Consider the following 20817-nt stretch of genomic DNA (forward strand, 5'->3'; position numbering starts at 1 on the left):
CGGCGCAGGGCTGCGGCACAATGCAGTCGCCATGCTCGACAACCCGCCAGAACCGACCCGCATCATCGCCATCCGTCATGGTGAAACCGACTGGAACGCCGCTTCGCGCATCCAGGGCCATACCGATATTCCCCTGAACGCGCGCGGGCTGGAACAGGCCCGGCTGGCCGCCGGCGCCTTGGCCGATGAGCCCTTGGCGGCCGTGTACGCCAGCGATCTGCAACGGGCCTGGCAGACGGCGGAAGCGATTGCCGCGCCGCACGGCCTGAGCGTCGTGCGCGACCCCGGCCTGCGCGAGCGCTGCTTCGGCGCTTTCGAGGGCCACAGCTTCGCCGCGCTGGAGCCGCTGCACCCCGAACTGTGCGCCCGCTGGCGTCACCGCGACCCGGCCTTCGCCGCCCCCGGTGGAGAAACCCTGCGCGACTTCGCCGCCCGCGCCCAGACCGCCTTGCGGCAAATCGCCGCGCGCCACCCCGGTCAGCTCATCGTCGTCGCCGTGCATGGCGGCGTGCTTGACGCCTTCTACCGCGCCGCCACCGGGCAGGAACTGCAGGCGCCGCGCAGCTTCGAGCTGCGCAACGCCGCGCTCAACCGCCTGCTCTACGCCCAGGGCCAGCTCACCCTGGTGGGTTGGGGCGATACCGCTCATCTTGATCGCAGCCTGAACGAAGGTGTGGAATAGTGCCTGCTTCACCGTCTTTTCTGCGTCAAATCCAACAAGAAGAGTGTCACGAGTCGTTAGACTGCGAGCTTTGATCCCCATTCACCTCATCACGCCATGGCTGCTGCCCGCCCCCGACTGCTTTCATCCCTCTTGGGGCTCACCCTTGCGCTGAGCAGCCTTTCGGCCCAGGCCGGGCTGGGCCGTCCGTTGTCGGAAGCGACCCAGGACGGCACTCCGGTCAGCCAGGTGCAACGCATCGCAGCGCAGGCGGCGCCTGGCGCGGCCGCAACCAGCAATGCGTCGGCGGTTCAATCGCAAACCGTGCAAACCCCGCAGGGCGTGAGCGTGACAGAATATGCCAACGCGGCGGGCACCGTGTTCGCCATCACCTGGAAGGGGCCGTTCAAGCCCAATCTGCAACAACTGCTCGGCAGCTATTTCGCCCCCTACGTCCACGCCGCCCAGACGCAGACGCAACAGCTCAATGTCTCGCAGGTGGCGGGCAGCGACATCGTCGTGCACAGTGCGGGCCGCATGCGCGGCTTTCTCGGCGTCGCCTGGGTGCCCTCGCTGGTGCCCGCCGGGTTCGACCCCGCCAGCCTTCAGCCCTGAGGCCGCGCCGCCATGTTGACCGGACTGCGCTCCTGGCGCCTTTGCCGCCGCTTGATGCGTCTGGCCGCCCCCGCTGCGCTGGCTGGACTGCTGTTGACCGGCTGCGGAGGCGGCGGCAGCAGCGCGCCACCACCGCCACCTTCTGTCGCTCTGACCAACCCCGCAACGGGCAGCAATGTGGCGGCGGTCAGCATTCGCCAGCTCGAAAGCAATCAGGACACCATCACCGCCAATACGCCCTATGTCGATGTGAAGGTCTGCGATGCCAGCGGCAACTGCCAGACCATTCCCGACGTGATGGTGGATACCGGCTCGGCGGGGCTGCGGCTTTTTGCCAACAAGGTCGCGCTCAATCTCCCTGGCATTCCCTCGGGCGGCGGCACGCTGGCCGCCTGCGCCCAGTTCGCCTCGGGCTATGCCTGGGGCAGCATGCACCTGGCCACGGTGCAAATCGGCGGCGAGGTCACGACCACGGCGATCCCCGTTCAGTTCATGAATGACCCTTCCCTGCCCGCCGCGCCATCCGCCTGCGCAGCACAGGGCATCGACTTCGCCACCCGCTTCGCCCCGGTGGCCAACGGCATTCTGGGCATCAGCAACTTCATTCACGACTGCGGTGCTGGCTGCACCGCCGCCACCCCGGCCGCCGACCGACCTGCGATGTATTACCGCTGCGCGGGCGGCGCTTGCAGCGAGACCAGTGCCGAACTTTCGCAACAGGGCACCAACCCCATTTCCGCGTTTGCCGTGGACAATAACGGCAGCATCCTGAACCTGCCCGTAGTTGCGTTCGGTGGCGCTGCCAGCGCGACCGGCACGCTGGTGTTCGGCATCGGCACGCAACCCAACAACGCGCTGCCTGCGGGCGCCGAAATTTTCCCCATCGGGCAAGATGCCTACATCGACGGTCGCATTGATGGCGTGATGGGCCGCGGCTTTATCGACAGCGGCTCCAACGGCTACTTTCTCGACCTCGACCCCAGCGTCACCCGCTGCGCACCCAACGCCGCATTCAGCTGGTACTGCCCCAGCAGACCGGTTCCGCTCACCGTTCAGCTCAGCGGCGCCTCCAGCGAGCAGACCCTCGTCATCGGCAACGCGCAGACCATGTTCGACCAAAACTTCACTGCACTGCCCGCGCTCGGCGGCACCGCCGCCATCGCGAACTTCGCCGATCTCGGACTGCCGTTCTTCTACGGACGCCCCGTCGCCACCGGGCTCGAAGGCACCAACGCCAGCGCGCCCTATGGCTACTGGGCATTCTGAAGCCGATGGACACTGTCATCTGAGCTGCGGTTCAATGGTTTGGCGATGAACCCCGACTTGTATTTGACCTAGTGCAGTGTTTTACGCTTGATGGAACACATAAAACCGATGGATTTGGCGTCAGGGCAAGGCGCCTACCACAGCGATACCCGTAGGTATCGCGCGGATTGGCAACGCCGCCCTGGCGTCAAAGACGCGGTTTTATGTTCCAGATAGCGTGAAACACTGCACTACCCCCGAGGCCGCAACCATGCCGCAAGCAAGCCGATCCGCCTTTTCCCGCGCGCGATTTGTGATCGCCGCTTTCAGCACGACCCTGCTGCTCGCTGCTTGCGGAGGAGGCGGTGGCTCCGGCGGCACGGACAGCCCCTCACCAACACCGAGCTACAACACCGACCTCAGCAACATCAGCCCCGGCAACAACACCAACCTGGGCGGGGTTGCTGGTTTGCCCACCGCCACGGGCAGCAACGTCGTCCCCGTCAGCATTCGCCAGCTCGGCAACAACACCACCACGCTCACGGCGAACACGCCTTACGTCACCGTCACGGTCTGCGCGCCAGGCGGCAGTCCTTGCCAGTCCATCCCGGACGTGCTGGTGGACACCGGCTCGCAGGGGCTGCGGCTGTTTTCCGCTGCACTCAACAGCACTCAACTGAGTGCTCTGCCCCAAATCACCAACGGCAGCTCCACCTTGGCGGCCTGCGCGCAGTTCGCCTCGGGCTATGCCTGGGGCAGCATGCGACGCGCCATCGTGCAGATGGGGGGTGAGGCCACTACGACCGCGATCCCGATCCAGATCATGGATGACGCCACGCTGCCCGCCGCGCCCAGCAGTTGCAGCGGCACGGGCGGGGTCGATTTCGCCAGCGACTTTTCCGGCATCGCCAACGGCATTCTGGGCGTGAGCAATTTGAAGTACGACTGCGGCAGAGCCTGCGCCCAAAGCACCAACAACCCAGGGGTGTATTTCGCCTGCTCCGGCAGCACCTGCACGGGCGCTACGGTGGACACCTCGCTGCAAGGCATCAACCCCATCGCGGCATTCGCCACGGACAACAACGGCAGCATCCTCGCCCTGCCCGGCGTGCCGCTGCCCAATGGCGCGCCCAGTGTCGATGGCAAACTGATTTTCGGCATCAACACGCAAGCCAACAACACGCTGAGCGGCGCGCAGCTTTACCCGCTCGACAGCGCGGGCAATTTGTCTCTGACCCTGAATGGAACGGCTATGTCGGGCTTTGTCGACAGCGGCTCCAACGGCTACTACCTGGCGCTCAGCGGCGTGACGACCTGTTCACAGGCTTCGGGCTTTTACTGCCCGTCGCAGGCATTCAGCCTGGCGGCCAGTCTGCAGTTGGCTGACCGCTCCTATGGGTCGGCGCAAAACATCGTGATTGGCAATGCGCAAACCCTGTTCCAGACGCAAAACGCCGCCCTGCCCGCGTTGGGCGGAACGGCGGCCATTTCGGGTTTTGTCGATCTGGGGCTGCCGTTTTTCTACGGCCGCTCGATCGCCACCGGCCTCGAAGGCACCAACGCCAGCGCGCCGAACGGCTATCTGGCGTATTGAGCTCGCCGGACCTCAGCCGCCGAACAGATCGCCGCCCGGGCGCTGCGGCGCGGCCAGGCCGAGATGAGCGTAGGTAGCCGCGGTGGCAATGCGCCCGCGCGGGGTGCGTTGCAGATAGCCCTGCTGGATGAGGTAGGGCTCGATCACGTCTTCAATGGTGTCGCGCTCTTCGCCAATGGCGGCGGCCAGATTGTCCAGCCCCACCGGCCCGCCGTCGAAACGGTGCACCACGGCTTCGAGCAGTTTGCGGTCCATCACGTCGAAACCCAGCGGATCGACGTCGAGCATGCGCAGTGCGGCGTCGGCCACGGCGGCGCTGATCTGCCCGGCGGCTTTCATGTCGGCATAGTCACGCACCCGGCGCAGCAGGCGGTTGGCAATGCGCGGCGTGCCGCGGGCGCGGCGGGCAATTTCGGCCGCGCCGTCCGGGTCGATGACCGCCCCGAGCAACTTGGCCGAACGCAGCACGATGCGAGTCAATTCTTCGGCGGTATAAAACTCCAGCCGGGCGACGATGCCGAAGCGGTCGCGCAGGGGGTTGGTCAACATGCCCGCGCGGGTCGTGGCGCCGACCAGGGTGAAGGGCTGCAGGTCGATTTTCACGCTGCGCGCGCCCGGCCCTTCGCCGATGAGAATGTCGATCTGATAATCCTCCAGCGCCGGATACAGAATCTCCTCGACCACCGGCGAAAGACGGTGGATCTCGTCGATGAACAGCACGTCGTTGCGTTCCAGATTGGTGAGCAACGCGGCCAGATCGCCCGCGCGCTCCAACACCGGGCCGGAGGTCGAGCGCAGGTTGACGCCCATTTCCCGCGCCACGATGTGCGCCAGCGTGGTCTTGCCCAGACCCGGCGGGCCGAACAGCAGCACGTGGTCGAGGGCTTCTTCGCGCTTGCGCGCCGCGCCGATGAAAATGTCGAGCTGCTCGCGCACCCGTGCTTGGCCGACGTAGTCGTCGAGCTGCTGCGGGCGCAGCGCGCGCTCGGCCACGGCCTCCTGCGGCGACACGGCCGCAGCATCGATCACCCGCGCAGGGCTGGCGGCAAAGGCATCAGGTTGAATGGGCACGGCAGGCGATGCGAAGAACTGGAAATCCGCACAGCATAGATCAACCGCGCAACAACGCTTCTTCCGCCACGGCCAGCGCATCGGGCAGGCCGGAAAGCACCACGGTATCGCCCTCTTGCAACAGCAAGGTGGGAGCGGGTTTGAGCACCTGACCGTTGTTGCGCCGCACCTGCGTGACGCGCGCGCCCTCGCGGCTGACCGCGCGCAGCATCTGCCCCACGGCGGCGGCCTCGGCGGTGAGGGTGACCGACTGCAGGCGCGGCTGATCGGCGTCTTCCAGCGAGGCATCGTCGCTGCCGTGAAACCAGTCGCGCAGCAGGCCGTAGCGCTGCGCACGCGCATGCCGCACCCGTTTGAGCACGCGCGGCAGCGGCACGCCCACCAGAGCCAGGGTGTGAGAGGCCAGCATCAGCGAGCCTTCGAGAATTTCGGGCACCACCTCGGCCGCACCGGCCTGACGCAACTCTTCCAGCGGGCCGTCGTCCATGGTGCGCACCACCACCGGTACATGCGGCGCATGCTCGCGCATGAGATGCAGGATGCGCAGCGCCGAATGCGTCTCGACATAGGTGATGACCAGCGCACTCGCCCGCTGCAAGCCGGCCGCCTGGAGCGTGGCCAGCCGGGTGGAATCGCCATACACCACGTTCTGCCCGGCGGCCTTGGTCTGCGCCACCCGGTCGGGATCGAGGTCGAGCGCAAGGTGCGCAATGTGCTCGGTATCGAGCAGGCGCGCCAGATTCTGCCCGCAGCGGCCGAAGCCGCAGATGATGACGTGGTTCTGCGCCTTGATGGAACTGCGCGCGATATTGGTCAGCTGCAGCGAGGCGAGCATCCAGTCCGCCGACGACACCTTCAGCACAATGCGGTCGATGTACTGCCCCAACAAAGGGGTGTAGAGCATGGAAATGACCATGGCCGCCAGCACCGGATTGAGTACCTCGGGCGGAATGAGTTTGTTGCCCGAAGCGATATTGATCAGCACGATGCCGAATTCACCCGCGGGCGCCAGCCACAGCGCCACCCGCAGGCTCAGGCCGGGCGGCGTCTTGCGCAGACGCTCGATGCCGAACACCAACGCGGCCTTGACCAGCGGCGGCAGCACGGCCAGCAGCAGCACCAGCCACCACTGCGCCAGCACCAGTCGCCAGTCGAGCAGCATCCCGATGGTGATGAAAAACAGGCCGAGCAGCACGTCGCGAAAGGGGCGAATATCCGCCTCCACCTGCGCCTTGTAGGGCGTCTCGGCGATCAGCATCCCGGCGAGAAAAGCCCCCAGCGCCATCGACAGCCCGGCCATCTCGGTGATCCACGCCAGACCAAGCGTGAGCAGCAGCAGGTTAAGCATGAACAACTCGTCCGACTTGCGCTTGACCACAATGCGCAGCCAGGGCTGCAGCAGCCGACCGCCCGCCAACAGAATGACGCCCAGCACCAGCACCGCCTTGATCAGCGCCAGCGTCAGCAGCCAGGACAGATCGCTGCTGTGCGAGGCCATGGCCGGAATGAGAATCAGCAGGGGCACCACCGCCAGATCCTGAAACAGCAGCACGCCGATGACGTGGCGACCATGCGGCGAATCGAGCTCGATCTTCTCCGCCAGCAGCTTGACCACGATGGCTGTGGACGACATGGCAAACGCGCCGCCAATGGCAATGCCCGCCGCAATCGGTTGCGACCAGAACTTTGGCATGAACCAGGCGAACGCCAGACTGGCCAGCAGCACCACCGCCAGGGCCGAGAGCATTTGCGCCGCCCCAAGCCCGAACACCAGCGAACGCATGGCCTTGAGCTGGCCCAGACTGAACTCCAGCCCGATGGAAAACATCAGGAACACCACGCCGAACTCAGCCAGATGCTGCATGCCCGAAGTATCTCCGGCCAGCGCCAGCGCGTTGGGCCCGATGACCACGCCCACCGCCAGATAGCCAAGCATGGGCGGCATGGACAACGCACGAAACAAGGCCACGCCCAGCACGGCGGCAACCAGATAAAGCAGAGTGAGTTCGAGGCCGGTCATCTGTGAAAAAAAGGGTCGGGCGAAAATTTTGTATCTACTCGATACAGCATAAGTCATGCCCAATATCCCAACGCTGATCACATGCCGGTCAGAAGCCGATTACAATGAAAACGTAGTAACGCAAAAGTAGGTCGTTTTGAAGAAGATCGTCGAAACCCAATCCGTCTGCTCTGCAGCGGTTTGCGGCCTGATTGAATTCCCCAAGTGATTTCTGGCGTGTTTCTGCACTGCGCTGGCATGTTGCTGCGCAGCTCATTCACTTCTTTTTAGGAACTCAAAAATGGCTATGCAAACTGGCTCCGTCAAATGGTTTAACGAAAGCAAGGGCTTCGGCTTCATCGCCCAGGACGGCGGCGATGCCGACCTGTTCGTGCATTTCAGCGAAATTCAAGGCAATGGCTTCAAGACCCTGGCTGAAAACCAGCGCGTGCAATTCGAAGTCAAGCAAGGCCCCAAAGGTCTGCAGGCCTCGAATGTGACACCGCTGTGATCACGATCTGATCCCGCAAGGGCTCAAACAAAAAACCGCAGCCAAGGCTGCGGTTTTTTTATTCCCGATACGGGACAATGCACACAACAAGGAGCGCCATCATGCCCAAAGGTCAGCAACGGACAAACAAGGAAGTCAAAAAACCCAAGGCGGACAAATCTCCTGCCAAGCCGATCTCGCCACAAGCCATACGACCGGAAATTCAAACGATCGTGCCGGATCGTCACAAGAAAAAATGAGCGCCACGCCCTGCCGGGCGTTCTCTTTTCAGGGCGCGGGCTTGAGGCTCAGAATCCATTTCGCCAGATCGAGTGCCTGATGCGGATTCAGATAGCCGTCCGGGGCGTAAGCCGGCATCGGAATCACGCCCCATGTACCTTGATGACCGTTGAGAATCGCGTCTTGCAGAATGGCCGCGGCGTTGGGGTTGTGAGCGTAACGTTGCGCCACCGCGGTGTAAGCCGGCCCGACCTTATTGTGGTTGATGGCATGGCACGAAAAACAACCCTGCGACTCGGCCAGTTTTTGCATGTCGGAAGCCGAGGCGGCCCACGTGACGGAAACCGCCCCCCATGCGAGCGCGCCGCCGATGAGAATTTGACTCAGCTGAATCACTTGAATTGCTGCCCCATCGTGGCGCCCTTGGAGAGCTGGGTGAGATAGGCCACGAGGTCGATCATCTCGGGGCTGTTGTAGGCCGGCGGCTTGCCCATGATGCCGGCGCGCACGCAGTGCACGAGCTGCCGTTCCAGGGTGTAGACGGCATGTTTTTTGGCTTTGTATTTGGGGTATTTGGCCGCCGCTCCGATCAGGCTGGGCAGGTGAGCGCCCGCCGGGGTCGTGCCTTCGGTCTTGCCGCCATCGGTATGGCAGGCGGCGCAGGTCATGGCATGGCTGCTGAAGGCGTTGGGCGGCACCCAGGTCTGCTTGGTGCCGAAAGTGTCGTTGGCGAAGATCTGCGCGCCTTGCGCAGCGGCCTCGTCGATCGACGAGACTTTGGCGGTGGCGGTGAACTTGCCCGGCGGCGCAGTGGCCGCCGAAGCGTTTGCGGCGCCAAATGCCAGTGTGGCGGCAAACAAGGTGCAAGCGACTACGGGTGCGGCGAGCGGGCGTTGCATGATCGGTCTCCTCAAGTAAACGCAGGGGTGCTCAGGGGTGCTTGGCTGCCAACCTGCGCATATGGCCGATTGTGCGGCGTGACCGCGCGCGGCGCGGTGAGCAGATGCGTTCAGATGTTGCAGGGTGTTGTGGCCGACGACACTCCGCGGCGATCTGCCGTGCCTGTCGGTTGCCTAAGCCTGGCGCCGCGCGGCCAGACGTCATAGTCGTGTGGTGAAATGACCGAAGCGATTTTCAAGACCCCATGAACCTCCCGCTGATCTGGCCCCTCGTGCAATTTCTGGGGTGCGCCGCTGCCATTTCGGTGGCCGGATACCGGCTGGCCGTTGAAGGCGAGCGCATCGGGCTGGCCTGGGGCTTGACCGGCAGTTGGGTGGGGCTGGCGATGCTGGCTTCGGTCACCTCGCTGCCTGAACTGTTGACGGGCATCAGCGCCGTCACGCTGGCGAACTCGCCCAATATCGCGCTGGGCGACGCACTGGGCAGTTGCGTGATCAACCTCGGGTTTCTGGTGGTGGTCGATTTCGTGCTGCGCGACGAGCCGCTGTATCGCAAGGCCAGTTCGTCGCACCTGCTCTCGGGCGCGTTTGGCGTGGTGATACTGGGGTTTGTGGCTATGAACATCCTGCTGGCGGATACGCCCGGCTTCAGCCATCTGGCCGTGGAGGGCGTGGGCCTGTACAGCCCGGTGATCGTGCTGCTGTATCTGGTGGGCCTGCGCATGGTGTTTCAGCATGAGCGCGGTCACCCCGGCTCGAACGCCCGACGCCACGACTCGCCCGCGCAGGCCGTGCGCGCTTCATCGGTCAGGCAAAGTCTGTGGCGTTTTGGGGTCTCGGCGTTGGTGGTGGCCGCCGCCGGGGTGTGGCTGCCGGTTGCCGGCGCCCAGTTGGCCGATGCGCTGCAATGGAACCGCAGTTTCATCGGCACGCTGTTCATCGCGCTGGCGACTTCGCTGCCGGAGCTGGCGGTCACGTTGTCGGCGATCAAACTGCGGGCGCTCGACATGGCGGTGGGTAATCTGCTGGGCAGCAACCTGTTCAATGTGGTCATCATCGCCATCGACGATGTCGCGTATCGTCAGGGGGTGCTGCTGGCGCATGTGTCGTCGCTTCATGCCATCACGGCGCTGTCGGCGGTGGTGATGACGGGCCTGGCGATGATCGGCCTGTTCTACCGCCCGGAAAACCGGGTGCTGCGAACCGTGGGCTGGATCAGCATTGCGCTGGCAGCGGTTTATCTGCTCAACACCTACATCGTGTTTCTTTATGGCGCATGACCCCTCGCCCCTTGCTGCGCCTCATGCCTTGAGTGTGGAGGCTGTTGCTGCGGCGCTTGAGGTGCGTCCCGACCGCGGCCTGAGCCCTCCCGAGGTGCAGGCTCGCCTGGAAAAGCATGGCCGCAACAGTCTTCCGGAAACCGCACCGCGTGGATGGATGCGGCGGTTGATCGACCAGTTCCGCGACTTCATGATTCTGGTACTGCTGGGCGCGGCCGTCCTCTCGGGGCTGGTGGGAGAGCTGGCCGATACCGTCGCCATACTGGTGATTCTGGTGCTCAACGCCGTCATCGGCATGGTGCAGGAATGGCGCGCCGACCACGCCATGCAGGCGCTGCGCCAGCTCGCCGTGCCGCATGCGCGGGTGCGACGCAACGCTCAGGTCGAAGCCGTCGAGGCGCGCGATCTGGTTCCGGGCGATGTGGTGCTGCTCGAAGCCGGCGATGGCGTGCCCGCCGATCTACGGCTGATCGAAGCCGAGCAACTACGGGTGGACGAGTCGGCGTTGACGGGCGAATCGCTCAACGTGCAAAAGCACACCGCCCCCCTTGCCCAGAGCGACGATCTCGCCCTGGGCGACCGGCTGAATCTGGCCTTCAAGGGCACGCTGGTCACCAACGGCCGCGGCGTCGGCCTGGTGGTCGCCACCGGCGGGCACAGCCAGTTGGGGCGCATTGCCGCGCTGATGCAGACCGCGGGCGATCGCAGCACGCCGCTGCAACGGCGCCTGGCCGCATTCGGCAAGCGGCTGTCGCTGGCAGTGCTGGCGATCTGCGTGGTGATCTTCGCCACTGGCGTGTTGCGCGGCGAGCCGGTCTTGCTCATGGCGCTGACGGCCATCAGTCTGGCGGTCGCCGCCATACCCGAGGCACTGCCTGCGGTGGTCACGGTGCTGTTGGCGCTGGGCGCCCGCGCCATGGCGCGGCACAACGCGCTGGTGCGCAAGCTGCCCGCGGTGGAAACCCTGGGTTCGGTCACCACCATCTGTTCCGACAAGACTGGCACACTCACCCTCAACCGCATGCAGGTGCAGCAGGGGCAGACTTGGGGCGAACTGCCAAGCTCGATGCTGTGGACGGCAGCGGCGCTGTGCAACGACGCCCACGCAGCGCCGGCCAGCGGCCAGTGGCAGGGCGACCCGACAGAAACCGCGCTGCTCGATCAGGCCCAGGCCGAAGGCTTGGACGTGCTGGCGCTGCGGCGGCAGTGTCCGCGCCAGAGCGAGCTGCCTTTCGACGCCGAGCGCAAACGCATGACCACGGTGCATCATGCTGCGCAGGCCGCCGTCTGGCGCGGCTACACCAAAGGCGCGCCAGAGGCGGTGCTGCCTCTGTGCCAGGACGTACTGACCGCGCAAGGCCGCCAGCCGGTCGAGGCCGAGCGCGTGCTTGACGCGGCGCAGGCGCTGGCGGCGCAGGGCATGCGCGTGCTGGCCGTGGCGCAGCGCGAATGGACTGCCGCCCCCACCGTTGACGCCCTTGAAACCGGGCTCACCCTCGTCGGCCTGATCGGCCTGATCGACCCACCGCGAACCGAGGCCCGGGATTCGGTGGCGCAGTGCCTCACTGCGGGCATCGTCCCGGTGATGATTACCGGCGATCACCCGGCGACGGCTTTGGCCATCGCCCGCGATCTGGGCATCGCCAGCGCGCACAGCCGCGTGCTCACCGGCGCCGAGCTGGCTACGCTCGACGACGCGGCGCTGGCCGCCGTGGTGGAGGAGGTGCGCGTCTATGCCCGCACCGACCCGGCGCAGAAAATCCGCATCGTGCGGGCGCTGCAGCAGCGCGGCCAGTTCGTCGCCATGACCGGCGATGGCGTGAACGATGCACCGGCGCTGCGCGCTGCCGACATCGGCGTGGCCATGGGCCGGGGCGGCACCGACGTGGCGCGCGAAGCTGCCAGCCTGGTGCTGCTCGACGACAACTTCGCCACCATCGTGGCCGCCGTGCGCGAAGGCCGGCGCATCTACGACAACATCCGCAAGTTCGTGCGCTACACCATGACCAGCAACTCCGGCGAGATCTGGACGCTGTTTCTCGCCCCGTTTCTGGGCCTGCCCGTGCCGCTGCTGCCCATCCACATTCTGTGGATCAATCTGGTTACCGACGGCCTGCCCGGCCTGGCGCTGGCCGCAGAGCCCGCCGAGCGCGGGGTGATGCAGCGGCCGTCGCGCGCGCCGGATGAAAGCGTTTTCGCGCAGGGCTTATGGCAGCACGCACTGTGGGTCGGACTGCTGATCGGCGGGCTCTGTCTGGGCGTGCAGGCCTGGGCCTATGCACAAGGCAATCCGCATGCGCAGACTCTGGTTTTCGTGGTGCTGACCTTCACGCAGATGGCGCATGTGCTGGCCATCCGCTCCGAGCGCGACTCGCTGTTCACGCTGGGGCTGCGCAGCAATCTGCCCCTGCTGGGCGCGGTGACGCTGACCTTCGTGTTGCAGCTGGCCGTGGTGTATACGCCCGCGCTGCAATCCGTGTTTCACACCCAGGCGCTGTCGACCGGAGAACTCGCGCTGAGCCTGCTCTGCGCCGCCGTGGTGTTCGGTGCGGTTGAAGCCGAAAAAGCCTGGCGACGACGCGCCCCGGCCGGGCGAACGCCGCATCAGACGGTATGAATGATTGCGGCGTGGCGGATTCGTCCACACCCTCTCCGTCTTGATCCAAGGGGTCAGTTCGCCTGCATCGTCGCGCCGAAGTCGGCCGCCTTGGCGTTGTACAGGCTGGAAGTCACCAGAATGTCCACGCCGCTGGCGGCGTATTGCGCCGCATTGTCGGGGCGGATGCCGCCCGCCGCGTTGAGGGTCAGCCGGGGCTGCAACGCACGCAGCCGGGGCGCCAGCTCGGTGAGTTGCTCGGGCGACATTTTGTCGAGTTGCACGCCATCCGCGCCCGCGCGACAAGCGGCGAGGGCATCGTCGGCGCTTTCGGCCTCGATGAGCACGAATTTTTCCGGGCTGTGCGCCTTGGCGCGCGCCACCAGTTGCGCCGCATCCAGCCCCGGCAGAAAGGCGCGGTGCTGAGCGAACACGAGGATGGTTTCCGACAACCCCGCGCGGTGCACCATGCCACCGCCGCACAGCACGGCGTAGTGCTGCAGCTTGCGGGCGCCGGGATGCGCCTTGCGCGTGCCCGCCACCTGAATGCGCGGATTGCCCGCGCGGGCCGCCTTGACCATCTGCTGCGTGGCGCTGGCAATGCCGCCCAGATACTCGAGCAAGTTCATGCCCTGCTTCCAGGCGATGTGCAGCGCATGGGCGTTGCCATGCAGGCGCAGCACAGCCTGCCCCGGTGCGGTCGCGTCACCGTCCGCCGCCAGCGGCTCGGCGCGCAGCCCGAGCGACTGCGCCAGACGCAGCAGCGGCGCCATGCCCGCGAGCACGCCGTGCTGCCGCGCGGAATAGGTCAGATGGCCGGGTGCATCGGGCAGGGCCAGCGCCCGCGTGGTTTCGTCATGCAGCGGCAGGTCTTCGAGGATGATCTGGTCGATGTCGGCTTGGGTGAAATACATCATGCTTGGCTAGCTCCATGTTTTGCAGAAATCGCACGGCGACAAACAGCAGCAGGCTGAGTCCGCCCAGCAGGGCGCTGAGCACCCCGGCCTGGGCATAGTCGCCGGTGGTCACGGTGTTAAAAATCGCCAGAGACAGGGTTTCGGTGCGGCCGAGGATGTTGCCGCCGAGCATGAGCGAGATGCCCACCTCGCCCATGCCGCGCGCCAGGGCCAGCAGCAGCCCGCCCAGCAGCGCGGGCAGGGCGATGGGCAGATGCATGGTGAGGTACACATTGCGCGGCCCGCGCCCGAGGGTGAGCGCCACCTCGTGCCAGACCCTGGGATGCGTCTGCAGTGCAGTCTGCAAGGTTTTGACGGCCAGAGGCAGCCCGGCGATGAAGGCCGCCAGCAGCAGGCCCGGAAAGGTGAAAACGAACTGGATGCCGACGGCCTCCAGCGCCCGGCCCGGCAAACTCTCGCGTCCCAGCAGCCAGAGCAGGCCGAAGCCGATGACCACCGGCGGAAACACCAGCGGAATGGTGACCGCCGCGTCCAGCCAGGCCGGGCGCCGCAGGCCAAACTGCAGCGCGTAGCACAGCAGCACGGCGGCCACGGCGTAGGCGGGCAGGGCCAGCAGGGCGATCTTGGTGCTCAGCCACAGCGCCGCCCAGGCATCAGGGGTGAAAGCAGACATGCGGTGTTGTCAAAGCCGGTGTTGTCAAAGCCCGGCCTTGCGCAGGATGCCATGCGCTTCGGGGCTTTGCAGGAATTGCAGGAATCGAGCGCGGCTGGCCGCAGCGCCGGGCTGCGCGCCCTCCGCAGGGAAGGCGGCGACGATGTCGATGGGCGCGTAGCTGTCGGCCCCCGGCTGCAGTTCGATGTAGCCGCCAAGCTGCCCCTTGACCGCCAGCACCTCGGTGAGGTTGAGAAAACCGGCGTCGATCTGCCCCGAGGTGAGGTAGGCGCTGACTTGCGGCACGGTCTGCACGATCTTGAGCTTGTCCTGCAGCGGCGCCCACAGGCCCTTGGCTTCGAGCCACTGCTTCGCAGCGCGGCCATAGATCGCCTGCTTGGGATTGGGCAGGGTGATGGACTGCATCTCCAGCAGGTCGCGCACCGGATCGGTGATGGGCTCGGGGCTGCGCCGTCCCATCAGCTTGCGTCGCCACGCCAGCACGAGCTTGCCCTGGCCGAGCGTCTCGCGCTGCGGCAGGTTCAGGCCGTGCGCATGGTCGATGAAATCAGCATCGCCGATCAGCACGTCCACCCGGCCGCTGGCGCGCACCTGGGCAAAAATCTGCTCCAGATTGCCATAGCTGCGCTCCACCACGATGCCTGTCTCCCGGGTGAAGTCGGCACACAACACCTCCACCGGACGCTTGTAGCCCGCACCGGCCATCAGCAGCAAAGGGGTGGCAGCGGCAGCAAAGGCGCGCGGCAAAGGAAGGGCGGCGACCAGCAGCGACAAGCGCAGCAGATGGCGGCGCGATAGCAAGGAGGTGCTTGAGACGGACATACGTAACTTTCTTGGATGAGAAAAAGCAAATTTGGCAGGCGGCTAGGCCTGTCTGCTGTGGCGAAAGACCTTCCAGGCCGAAAACGCCAGCACTGCGGATAGCAAAGGGCCCAGGCCTTGCGTGGGCACAACGCCCACGAGCAGCCCGCCCAGCACCGCGCCAAACAGCGAGCCGACCGCCATAAGCACCAGCAAGATGTGCCGCTGCCTCAGCACCCGAAACGCCGCACTCTCGCGGTAGCGGGCGAAGCCCACGACCATGGTCGGCAGGCTGATGAGCAGCGACAGGCTGCCCGCCAGCTTCACGTCCACCCCCCACAGCAGCACGATAGCGGGAATCAGCAACTCGCCTCCCGCCACACCCATGACTGCAGCGATCATGCCGATCACCAGGCCGACCATCATCGCAACAGCAATATGCGCCCAAATGGGCAGCACCTGCTGCAAGGCCGGCAGGGCCTGTAGGCCAAATATCTGCTCCAGCGCCATGGCGCAAGCCAGGAACACCAGCAGGCCGAACAGCACCGCTTCAAGGGTGCGCCGACTCAGACGCATGGCCCAGCCCGCCGCCCACCAGGCGCCCGCCAGGCTGCCCGCGAGCAGATTGATGACCACGTCGCGATGCGGCCAGAGTTGTTCCAGCCCCACGGCGGGCAAACGCGACAGCACCGCCACGCTGACCACCAGCAGGCTCAAAGCCTTGTTGGCGATGACCGCCTCCAACGACACCAGGCCGAAAACGCCGATCAGCACCGGCAGGCGGAATTCGGCGCCGCCCAGGCCGATAAGCCCGCCCAGCACGCCGATGAGCAGGCTCAGTCCCAGCGCCTTGACGGCGCATGCGAAGCTGCAGGTCAGCGGCCGGGAGACGTCCTGTTGCGACTGCATGTTCAACGCTCCACCGACGCGGTCTTGATCAGCGCGATCAGCGCATCGCCCGGCGAAAGCGCCAGCGCATCACAGGCTCGTTGGGTAATTTCGCTCCACAGGCCCTGGCCGTCTGCGAGTTTGAGCCGCACCATGACATGCCCTGGGCGGCTGGGATGAAGGTTGTCAAGCCGCACGGGCAGATGGTTGAGGATGCTGATGCCCTGCGGTTCGGTGCGCGACAACGCCACGTCTCGCGCATAAATTCGCAGACGCGCTGCGCCCTCGATCGCAGCGCCAGGAAAAGTGAGCGTATGACCGTCGATCTGCATCTGCGCCAACCCCTCCGACAGAGGACGCACCGCGCCTTCGAGCACCGCCACCGGGCCAAGACGATCAAAAAGCGGCGAATCCGGACGCATGAGCGCCTCGTGCAGCGCCTCGATGCGCACGATGCGTCCGGCCTCCATGAAGACGACCCGTTGCGCCAGCCGCTCGATTTCCTCGGGTGCGTGGCTCACCAGCAACATCGGCAGGCGCTGTGTGCGGGCCAGTCGCGCAATGAGGTCGATCAGTTCATCCTTGGCCCGCCAGTCGAGCGCAGCCATCGGCTCATCGAGCAGCAGCAGGCGCGGCCGCGACAGCAGGGCGCGAGCGATGGCCACCCGCTGCTTCTCTCCGCCCGATAAGGCCGCGATGCGCCGGTCGAGCAAGGCTGCGATGCCCACATCCCCCGCCACCCGCTCAATGGAGTCGGGCGCCGCACCGACGGGTGCGCGCCGCGCAGCGAACTGCAGATTGCCGCGCACCGATAGATGCGGAAAGAGCGCCGCGTCCTGGAACACATAGCCCACATCACGCTGCGGCGCCGGGGTCTGTTTGGAACCGGACAACCATTGCGCGTTGCCGACGCTCAGGTTGCCGTGCATGTGCGCAATCAGTCCGGCAACAGCGCGTAGCAGCGTGCTTTTGCCGCAGCCAGAGCGCCCGAAAATCGCCGTAATGCCGTCGAGCGGCCAGGAAAATTCTCCGGTGTCGAGCGTGAAGGCGCCGAGTCGCGCCTGCAGATGACCGCTGAGGTGCGGTGTGGCGGCGCCATTCGTGCCATTTGCACTCATGCGCTCTCCCGGTTGCCGTGGCGGTACAGGCCATAAACGATGGTGAGCACGATGATGGCGAACACCAGCATCAGCCCCGAGAGAATGTGCGCCTGCGCATATTCCATCGCCTCAACGTGGTTGTAGATGTCGATCGACACCACGCGGGTTTTATCCGGGATGTTGCCCCCCACCATCAGCACCACGCCGAACTCGCCCACGGTGTGCGCGAATGTCAGCGTGAGGGCGACGATGAGGCCGCCGCGCGACAGCGGCAGCGCCACGTTGAAGAACCGATCCCACCATCCTGCGCGCAGCGTGGCCGCCGCGTCGAGCAGGTTGCTTGGCAGCGCCTCGAACGCGCGCAGCAGCGGCTGCACCATGAAGGGCAGCGAATACACCACCGACCCGATGATCAGTCCGATCTTGTTGAAGGTGAGTTGTCCCTCATAGCCCAGGCTGTGCAGGGTTTGCGTCACCCAGCCCTGCGGGTTGAGAAACATCAGCAGATAAAACCCCAGCACCACGGGCGGCAGCACCAGCGGCAGCGCAACCACCGCTTCGACGACAGCGCGCAAGGGCGAGCGCCAGTGGGCCAGCCACCAGGCCAGCGCCACGCCCGGAACCAGCAGGATGGCGGTGGAAATGCCCGCCACCTGCAGCGTCAGCCACAGCGGCGCGAGGTCCAGCGGATGACCGAGCAGGGTCACGGACGATCCAGGAGGGAGTTATTGCGGAATGGTGTAGCCGTATTTCTCGATCACCGTGCGCGCCTCGGGGCCGCGCAGAAAATCGAGAAAGGCCTTCACGTCCGCCTTGTTTTCGCCCGGCTTGAGCACGATGGCGCTCTGGTCGATGGGCGCGTAGTCGGCTTGCGGCGTCACCCACCATTGGCCCTTGCCCGAGCCGATGGCCTGCGACAGGGCGACGAAGCCGACCTGCGCGTTTCCGGTGGCGACGAAATCGAAGGTTTGCCCGATATTGGCGCCTTCGACGATCCTGGGCTTGAGGCTGTCATACAGGCCCATCTTGGTCATCGCCTCGATGGCCGCAGCGCCGTAGGGCGCGGTTTTGGGATTGGCGATGGAGAGGTGAGCGAAGTCGCCTTTGCGCAAAATAGCCTCGCCCTGCTCCTTGACCGGCAGTGTCGTGCTGTAGAGCACCAGTGTGCCACGCGCGTAAATGAAGTTAGTGGCCAAAAGCGCGAAGCCGTCCTTGGCCAGTTTGGGCGCCGTGGTGTCGTCGGCGGCCAGCAGGATGTCAAAGGGTGCGCCGTTGCGGATTTGTGCCGCGAACTGCCCGGTCGCGCCAAAGGCGTACTTCACCTCAATACCGGTCTTGGCCTTGAACGCAACGCCGATTTCCTCGGCCGGCTTCTTGAAGTTGGCCGCCACGGCCACGGTCAGCGTGTCCGCCTGCGCAGCAGCGCTCATGGCAAACGGCAAAGCAAGCAGCAGCGCGACGCGGCGCAGGGTTCGAGCCAATCGGTTCATGTTCTCTCCGTCAGGTTTAGTTACAAGGGATATAAAAAATCGGCTCCACGGCAAAGCCGGGAGCCGACAAGCGAGATGGGACGCTTAGTCCACCCCGAGGATGACATGGGTGGCCTTGACCAGCGCGCACACGGCGTCGCCAGTCTTGAGGCCCAGCGTTTTTTCACTGCCGGTGGTGATCATCACCACCAGTTCGGCGCCGCCGTTCAAGGCGAGCACCACTTCGGTATTCACTGCGCCCGTGCTGATGGATTTCACCGTGCCGCACAGGGTGTTGCGCGCCGAGGTCTGCGGCGCAGCGCCTTTTACCAGAATGGGCCAGGACGCCTTGATCAAGGCCCAGGCCTTTTTGCCCGCCGCCAGGCCGAGGCGATGTGCGCTGTCTTTGGTGACGATCGCCACCAGATGATGGCCGCCGCCGATATCGAGAACGACTTCTGTATTCACCGCGCCGTCGTGGACCGCGTGAATGGTGCCTTGAAGATGATTGCGTGCGCTGGTTTGCATGATGGTGTGCTCCGGAAAGGGGTCGGTAAGCCAAGTCGATGTATGCCAATGAATTGAATGAAGAGATCATTCAAGGCAAGAGCAGTGCACGAATATTACCCGAATCAATCGGAGAACATCTCCTTATAACTATGAAATTACAGAAAGAAACTGACTTCCAGCTCAGCGGTCGCCGCAAAGCGGCAACTTGCTTCGTTATGTTTTTTGAAATATATTGCTATCCTTGTTTTCCTGTCAAGTGCTGTTCCACCTCCAAGAGGCGCCTCCATGAAAAGACGTGAAGCCATCGGGTTCTTTGCGGCGTTGTTCGGGTCGGAAAAGGCCTGGGGCGCCCTGCCTGCGGCGTCGGCCGCCATGCCCAGTTCATCAAACGCGCCCGTGGTGCGCATGCCGCTTTCCAAGGGCGTAAGTGCGCAGGACTGTGTGCAGTCCATGCAGTTGCGCGCCAATCTGCTCAATATGAAGGAAGTGGGCGATCTGCCTTTGTCTGCGCAGGTGCAGGCCATGACCGGCAAGCCCCAGCGTCTGATCCGTGTGTTTCTGTTCTGCAACCCGCTTACGGCCGTGCAAATGGTGGAAGGGGTGGATGGCAGCATCGACTTCGCCGCCTACCTGCCCTGCCGCATCACTTTGGTTGAAGATGAGAACAAGCGGTATTGGCTGGTGATGATGAACCTGCAACCGCTGATCGACAGCGTGCCCGAGGGTTCGCCGCTGCGCACCAAGGCGGACGAGGTGGGAAAGATGTTGATGAGCATCATGCGCGCGGGAGCGAAGGGTTCGTTGTAAGGGAAGAGGAAGCAGGCTGCCTGCCCGCTTCGGCATGCAGCCTGCCTCAGCAAGCAGGCCCGGCAGCGCTCTGGAGACCCAGCTCGTTCACAGCCTGCACCACGCCTTGCGCGATGCGCATGGGGCGCTCGCCCAGACCGAAACACAACGCCGGGTCGTTGCGCGGATCGACTTCCGCCAACTTGGTTTTTGTCTGTACTTGTACGCCGGGACGGGTCAGTCCGCGCAGTACGCCCGACAGCGGCGCCTGCAAAAAGACACGCTCGCCTTGCGGTGCCTGAATCAGACCGATCTCCTCGCCTGCACCCACCTGCTCGCCAATCTGCCTGTTGGTCAGAAACACCCCCGCCGCGGGCGCATAGATCAGGCGCTCACGCCCGGCGCCAAGGATGGGCCGCGGTTCACCGGCCAGCGCACGCGTTGGTCCGCTGCGGATGACGCAACCCAGATCGTCGCCCCAGGCGGATTCGACGGCGTAGCTTGCATTGTATCCTGCTGTATATCCCGGGCCGATTCCGACCGACCTCGCGGCCAGCTTGCGCAGGTCGGGCCGATCTGCCACATGCTTGCGCAGCCGCGCATCCACCAAGGTGCCGATGTCAAGGTCGTCCAGCCATGACCGCAGATCCGGATCGACCACCAGCGGCAGCCAGGCGTTCTGCTGGAAAGCCTGCCAGGCCTCGTCCGGATAAAACACCCGGATCGCGCTCAACCCGGCAGTGGTGGCAACGCCGTCGAACACCGCGTCCGCCCAGCACATTCCGCGGCGCGGGGCCGTGGGTTGCGCCGACTCGACCAGCAGGACGGCACAGCCCTGATGATGCAGCGCATGCGCCACGGCGGTTCCCACATCGGATGCGCCCAGCACGGCGATACGCTCGATCGCAGGCCCCCATGCAGCTTGCGAGCCACTCGTGGAGGAATGCTTGATGGGCAGCAATTCTGAAGTAGACATGATGGGC

The 20817-nt window shown here is 65.0% G+C and carries 22 protein-coding genes; 9 read left to right on the top strand and 13 right to left on the bottom strand.

All coding sequences use genetic code 11. The features are described from left to right. Positions 1-31 precede the first annotated feature (31 nt). The 4 genes from AC2VLV_RS00875 (at position 32) to AC2VLV_RS00890 (ending at position 4115) form a co-directional block, all read left to right on the top strand. Entirely contained in the window at positions 32-682 is a 651-nt protein-coding gene (locus AC2VLV_RS00875) for a histidine phosphatase family protein (protein WP_486988206.1), read from the top strand. 96 nt (positions 683-778) lie between these two features. After that, positions 779-1276 (top strand): DUF2844 domain-containing protein, encoded by a 498-nt coding sequence (locus AC2VLV_RS00880; protein WP_486988207.1) that lies wholly within the window; start codon positions 779-781, stop codon positions 1274-1276. Between the two features lie 12 nt (positions 1277-1288). Beyond that, the gene (locus AC2VLV_RS00885; RefSeq protein ID WP_486988208.1) at positions 1289-2542 is read left to right on the top strand and encodes a DUF3443 domain-containing protein; all 1254 of its coding nucleotides are present in this window, start codon (positions 1289-1291) and stop codon (positions 2540-2542) included. A 250-nt stretch (positions 2543-2792) separates the two neighbouring features. After that, positions 2793-4115 (top strand): DUF3443 domain-containing protein, encoded by a 1323-nt coding sequence (locus AC2VLV_RS00890; RefSeq protein WP_486988209.1) that lies wholly within the window; start codon positions 2793-2795, stop codon positions 4113-4115. 12 nt (positions 4116-4127) lie between these two features. On the opposite strand, the gene ruvB is transcribed toward AC2VLV_RS00890, so the two are convergent. Both ruvB and AC2VLV_RS00900 read right to left on the bottom strand, forming a co-directional pair. Beyond that, a complete protein-coding gene (gene ruvB, locus AC2VLV_RS00895; protein WP_486988210.1) occupies positions 4128-5186 on the bottom strand; it encodes a Holliday junction branch migration DNA helicase RuvB in 1059 nt (352 codons plus the stop codon). A gap of 40 nt (positions 5187-5226) precedes the next feature. Then, positions 5227-7206 carry a monovalent cation:proton antiporter family protein gene (locus AC2VLV_RS00900; protein WP_486988211.1) on the bottom strand — a complete coding sequence of 660 codons (1980 nt, stop codon included), beginning with the start codon at positions 7204-7206 and terminating at the stop codon, positions 5227-5229. A gap of 286 nt (positions 7207-7492) precedes the next feature. Between AC2VLV_RS00900 and AC2VLV_RS00905 the strand changes: the two genes are divergently transcribed. Further along, on the top strand, positions 7493-7696 hold the full coding sequence (locus AC2VLV_RS00905; protein ID WP_486988234.1) for a cold-shock protein: 204 nt from the start codon (positions 7493-7495) through the stop codon (positions 7694-7696). Between the two features lie 101 nt (positions 7697-7797). Beyond that, positions 7798-7935 (top strand): hypothetical protein, encoded by a 138-nt coding sequence (locus tag AC2VLV_RS00910; RefSeq protein WP_486988212.1) that lies wholly within the window; start codon positions 7798-7800, stop codon positions 7933-7935. A gap of 28 nt (positions 7936-7963) precedes the next feature. On the opposite strand, the gene AC2VLV_RS00915 is transcribed toward AC2VLV_RS00910, so the two are convergent. Both AC2VLV_RS00915 and AC2VLV_RS00920 read right to left on the bottom strand, forming a co-directional pair. After that, positions 7964-8227 (bottom strand): c-type cytochrome, encoded by a 264-nt coding sequence (locus AC2VLV_RS00915; protein ID WP_486988213.1) that lies wholly within the window; start codon positions 8225-8227, stop codon positions 7964-7966. Positions 8228-8307: 80 nt separating this feature from the next. Further along, a complete protein-coding gene (locus AC2VLV_RS00920) occupies positions 8308-8814 on the bottom strand; it encodes a c-type cytochrome (RefSeq protein ID WP_486988214.1) in 507 nt (168 codons plus the stop codon). Between the two features lie 245 nt (positions 8815-9059). Here AC2VLV_RS00920 and AC2VLV_RS00925 point away from each other — a divergent pair, with 245 nt between their 5' ends. Beyond that, positions 9060-10094, top strand: coding sequence for a sodium:calcium antiporter (locus tag AC2VLV_RS00925; protein ID WP_486988215.1), 1035 nt, complete (start codon positions 9060-9062; stop codon positions 10092-10094). After that, positions 10084-12711, top strand: coding sequence for a cation-translocating P-type ATPase (locus tag AC2VLV_RS00930; protein WP_486988216.1), 2628 nt, complete (start codon positions 10084-10086; stop codon positions 12709-12711). Before AC2VLV_RS00925 ends, AC2VLV_RS00930 begins: the two co-directional genes overlap by 11 nt. 53 nt (positions 12712-12764) lie before the next feature. On the opposite strand, the gene modD is transcribed toward AC2VLV_RS00930, so the two are convergent. The 8 genes from modD to AC2VLV_RS00970 all read right to left on the bottom strand — a co-directional run bounded on the left by modD (position 12765) and on the right by AC2VLV_RS00970 (position 19066). Further along, positions 12765-13607 (bottom strand): ModD protein, encoded by an 843-nt coding sequence (modD, locus tag AC2VLV_RS00935; protein WP_486988217.1) that lies wholly within the window; start codon positions 13605-13607, stop codon positions 12765-12767. Continuing rightward, positions 13546-14280: a molybdate ABC transporter permease subunit gene (locus AC2VLV_RS00940; RefSeq protein ID WP_486988218.1), complete on the bottom strand. Its 735-nt coding sequence runs from the start codon at positions 14278-14280 to the stop codon at positions 13546-13548. Before AC2VLV_RS00940 ends, modD begins: the two co-directional genes overlap by 62 nt. 24 nt (positions 14281-14304) lie before the next feature. Beyond that, positions 14305-15102 (bottom strand): molybdate ABC transporter substrate-binding protein, encoded by a 798-nt coding sequence (modA, locus tag AC2VLV_RS00945; RefSeq protein WP_486988219.1) that lies wholly within the window; start codon positions 15100-15102, stop codon positions 14305-14307. A 42-nt stretch (positions 15103-15144) separates the two neighbouring features. Beyond that, complete coding sequence (locus AC2VLV_RS00950; protein ID WP_486988220.1) at positions 15145-15990, bottom strand: TSUP family transporter; 846 nt, start codon at positions 15988-15990, stop codon at positions 15145-15147. A 2-nt stretch (positions 15991-15992) separates the two neighbouring features. After that, the gene (modC, locus tag AC2VLV_RS00955) at positions 15993-17087 is read right to left on the bottom strand and encodes a molybdenum ABC transporter ATP-binding protein (RefSeq protein WP_486988221.1); all 1095 of its coding nucleotides are present in this window, start codon (positions 17085-17087) and stop codon (positions 15993-15995) included. Further along, positions 17084-17776: a molybdate ABC transporter permease subunit gene (gene modB, locus AC2VLV_RS00960; RefSeq protein ID WP_486988222.1), complete on the bottom strand. Its 693-nt coding sequence runs from the start codon at positions 17774-17776 to the stop codon at positions 17084-17086. Before modB ends, modC begins: the two co-directional genes overlap by 4 nt. 18 nt (positions 17777-17794) lie before the next feature. Beyond that, complete coding sequence (gene modA, locus AC2VLV_RS00965; RefSeq protein WP_486988223.1) at positions 17795-18559, bottom strand: molybdate ABC transporter substrate-binding protein; 765 nt, start codon at positions 18557-18559, stop codon at positions 17795-17797. An 84-nt stretch (positions 18560-18643) separates the two neighbouring features. After that, complete coding sequence (locus AC2VLV_RS00970) at positions 18644-19066, bottom strand: TOBE domain-containing protein (RefSeq protein WP_486988224.1); 423 nt, start codon at positions 19064-19066, stop codon at positions 18644-18646. A 267-nt stretch (positions 19067-19333) separates the two neighbouring features. Here AC2VLV_RS00970 and AC2VLV_RS00975 point away from each other — a divergent pair, with 267 nt between their 5' ends. Further along, positions 19334-19855: a DUF302 domain-containing protein gene (locus AC2VLV_RS00975; protein WP_486988225.1), complete on the top strand. Its 522-nt coding sequence runs from the start codon at positions 19334-19336 to the stop codon at positions 19853-19855. A 46-nt stretch (positions 19856-19901) separates the two neighbouring features. Here the strand turns inward: AC2VLV_RS00975 and AC2VLV_RS00980 are convergent, their stop codons facing one another. Then, positions 19902-20810, bottom strand: a complete 909-nt coding sequence (locus AC2VLV_RS00980; RefSeq protein WP_486988226.1) for a hypothetical protein — start codon at positions 20808-20810, stop codon at positions 19902-19904. Between the last annotated feature and the right edge of the window lie 7 nt (positions 20811-20817).

The organism is Thiomonas sp. TH-17 (assembly GCF_057473305.1).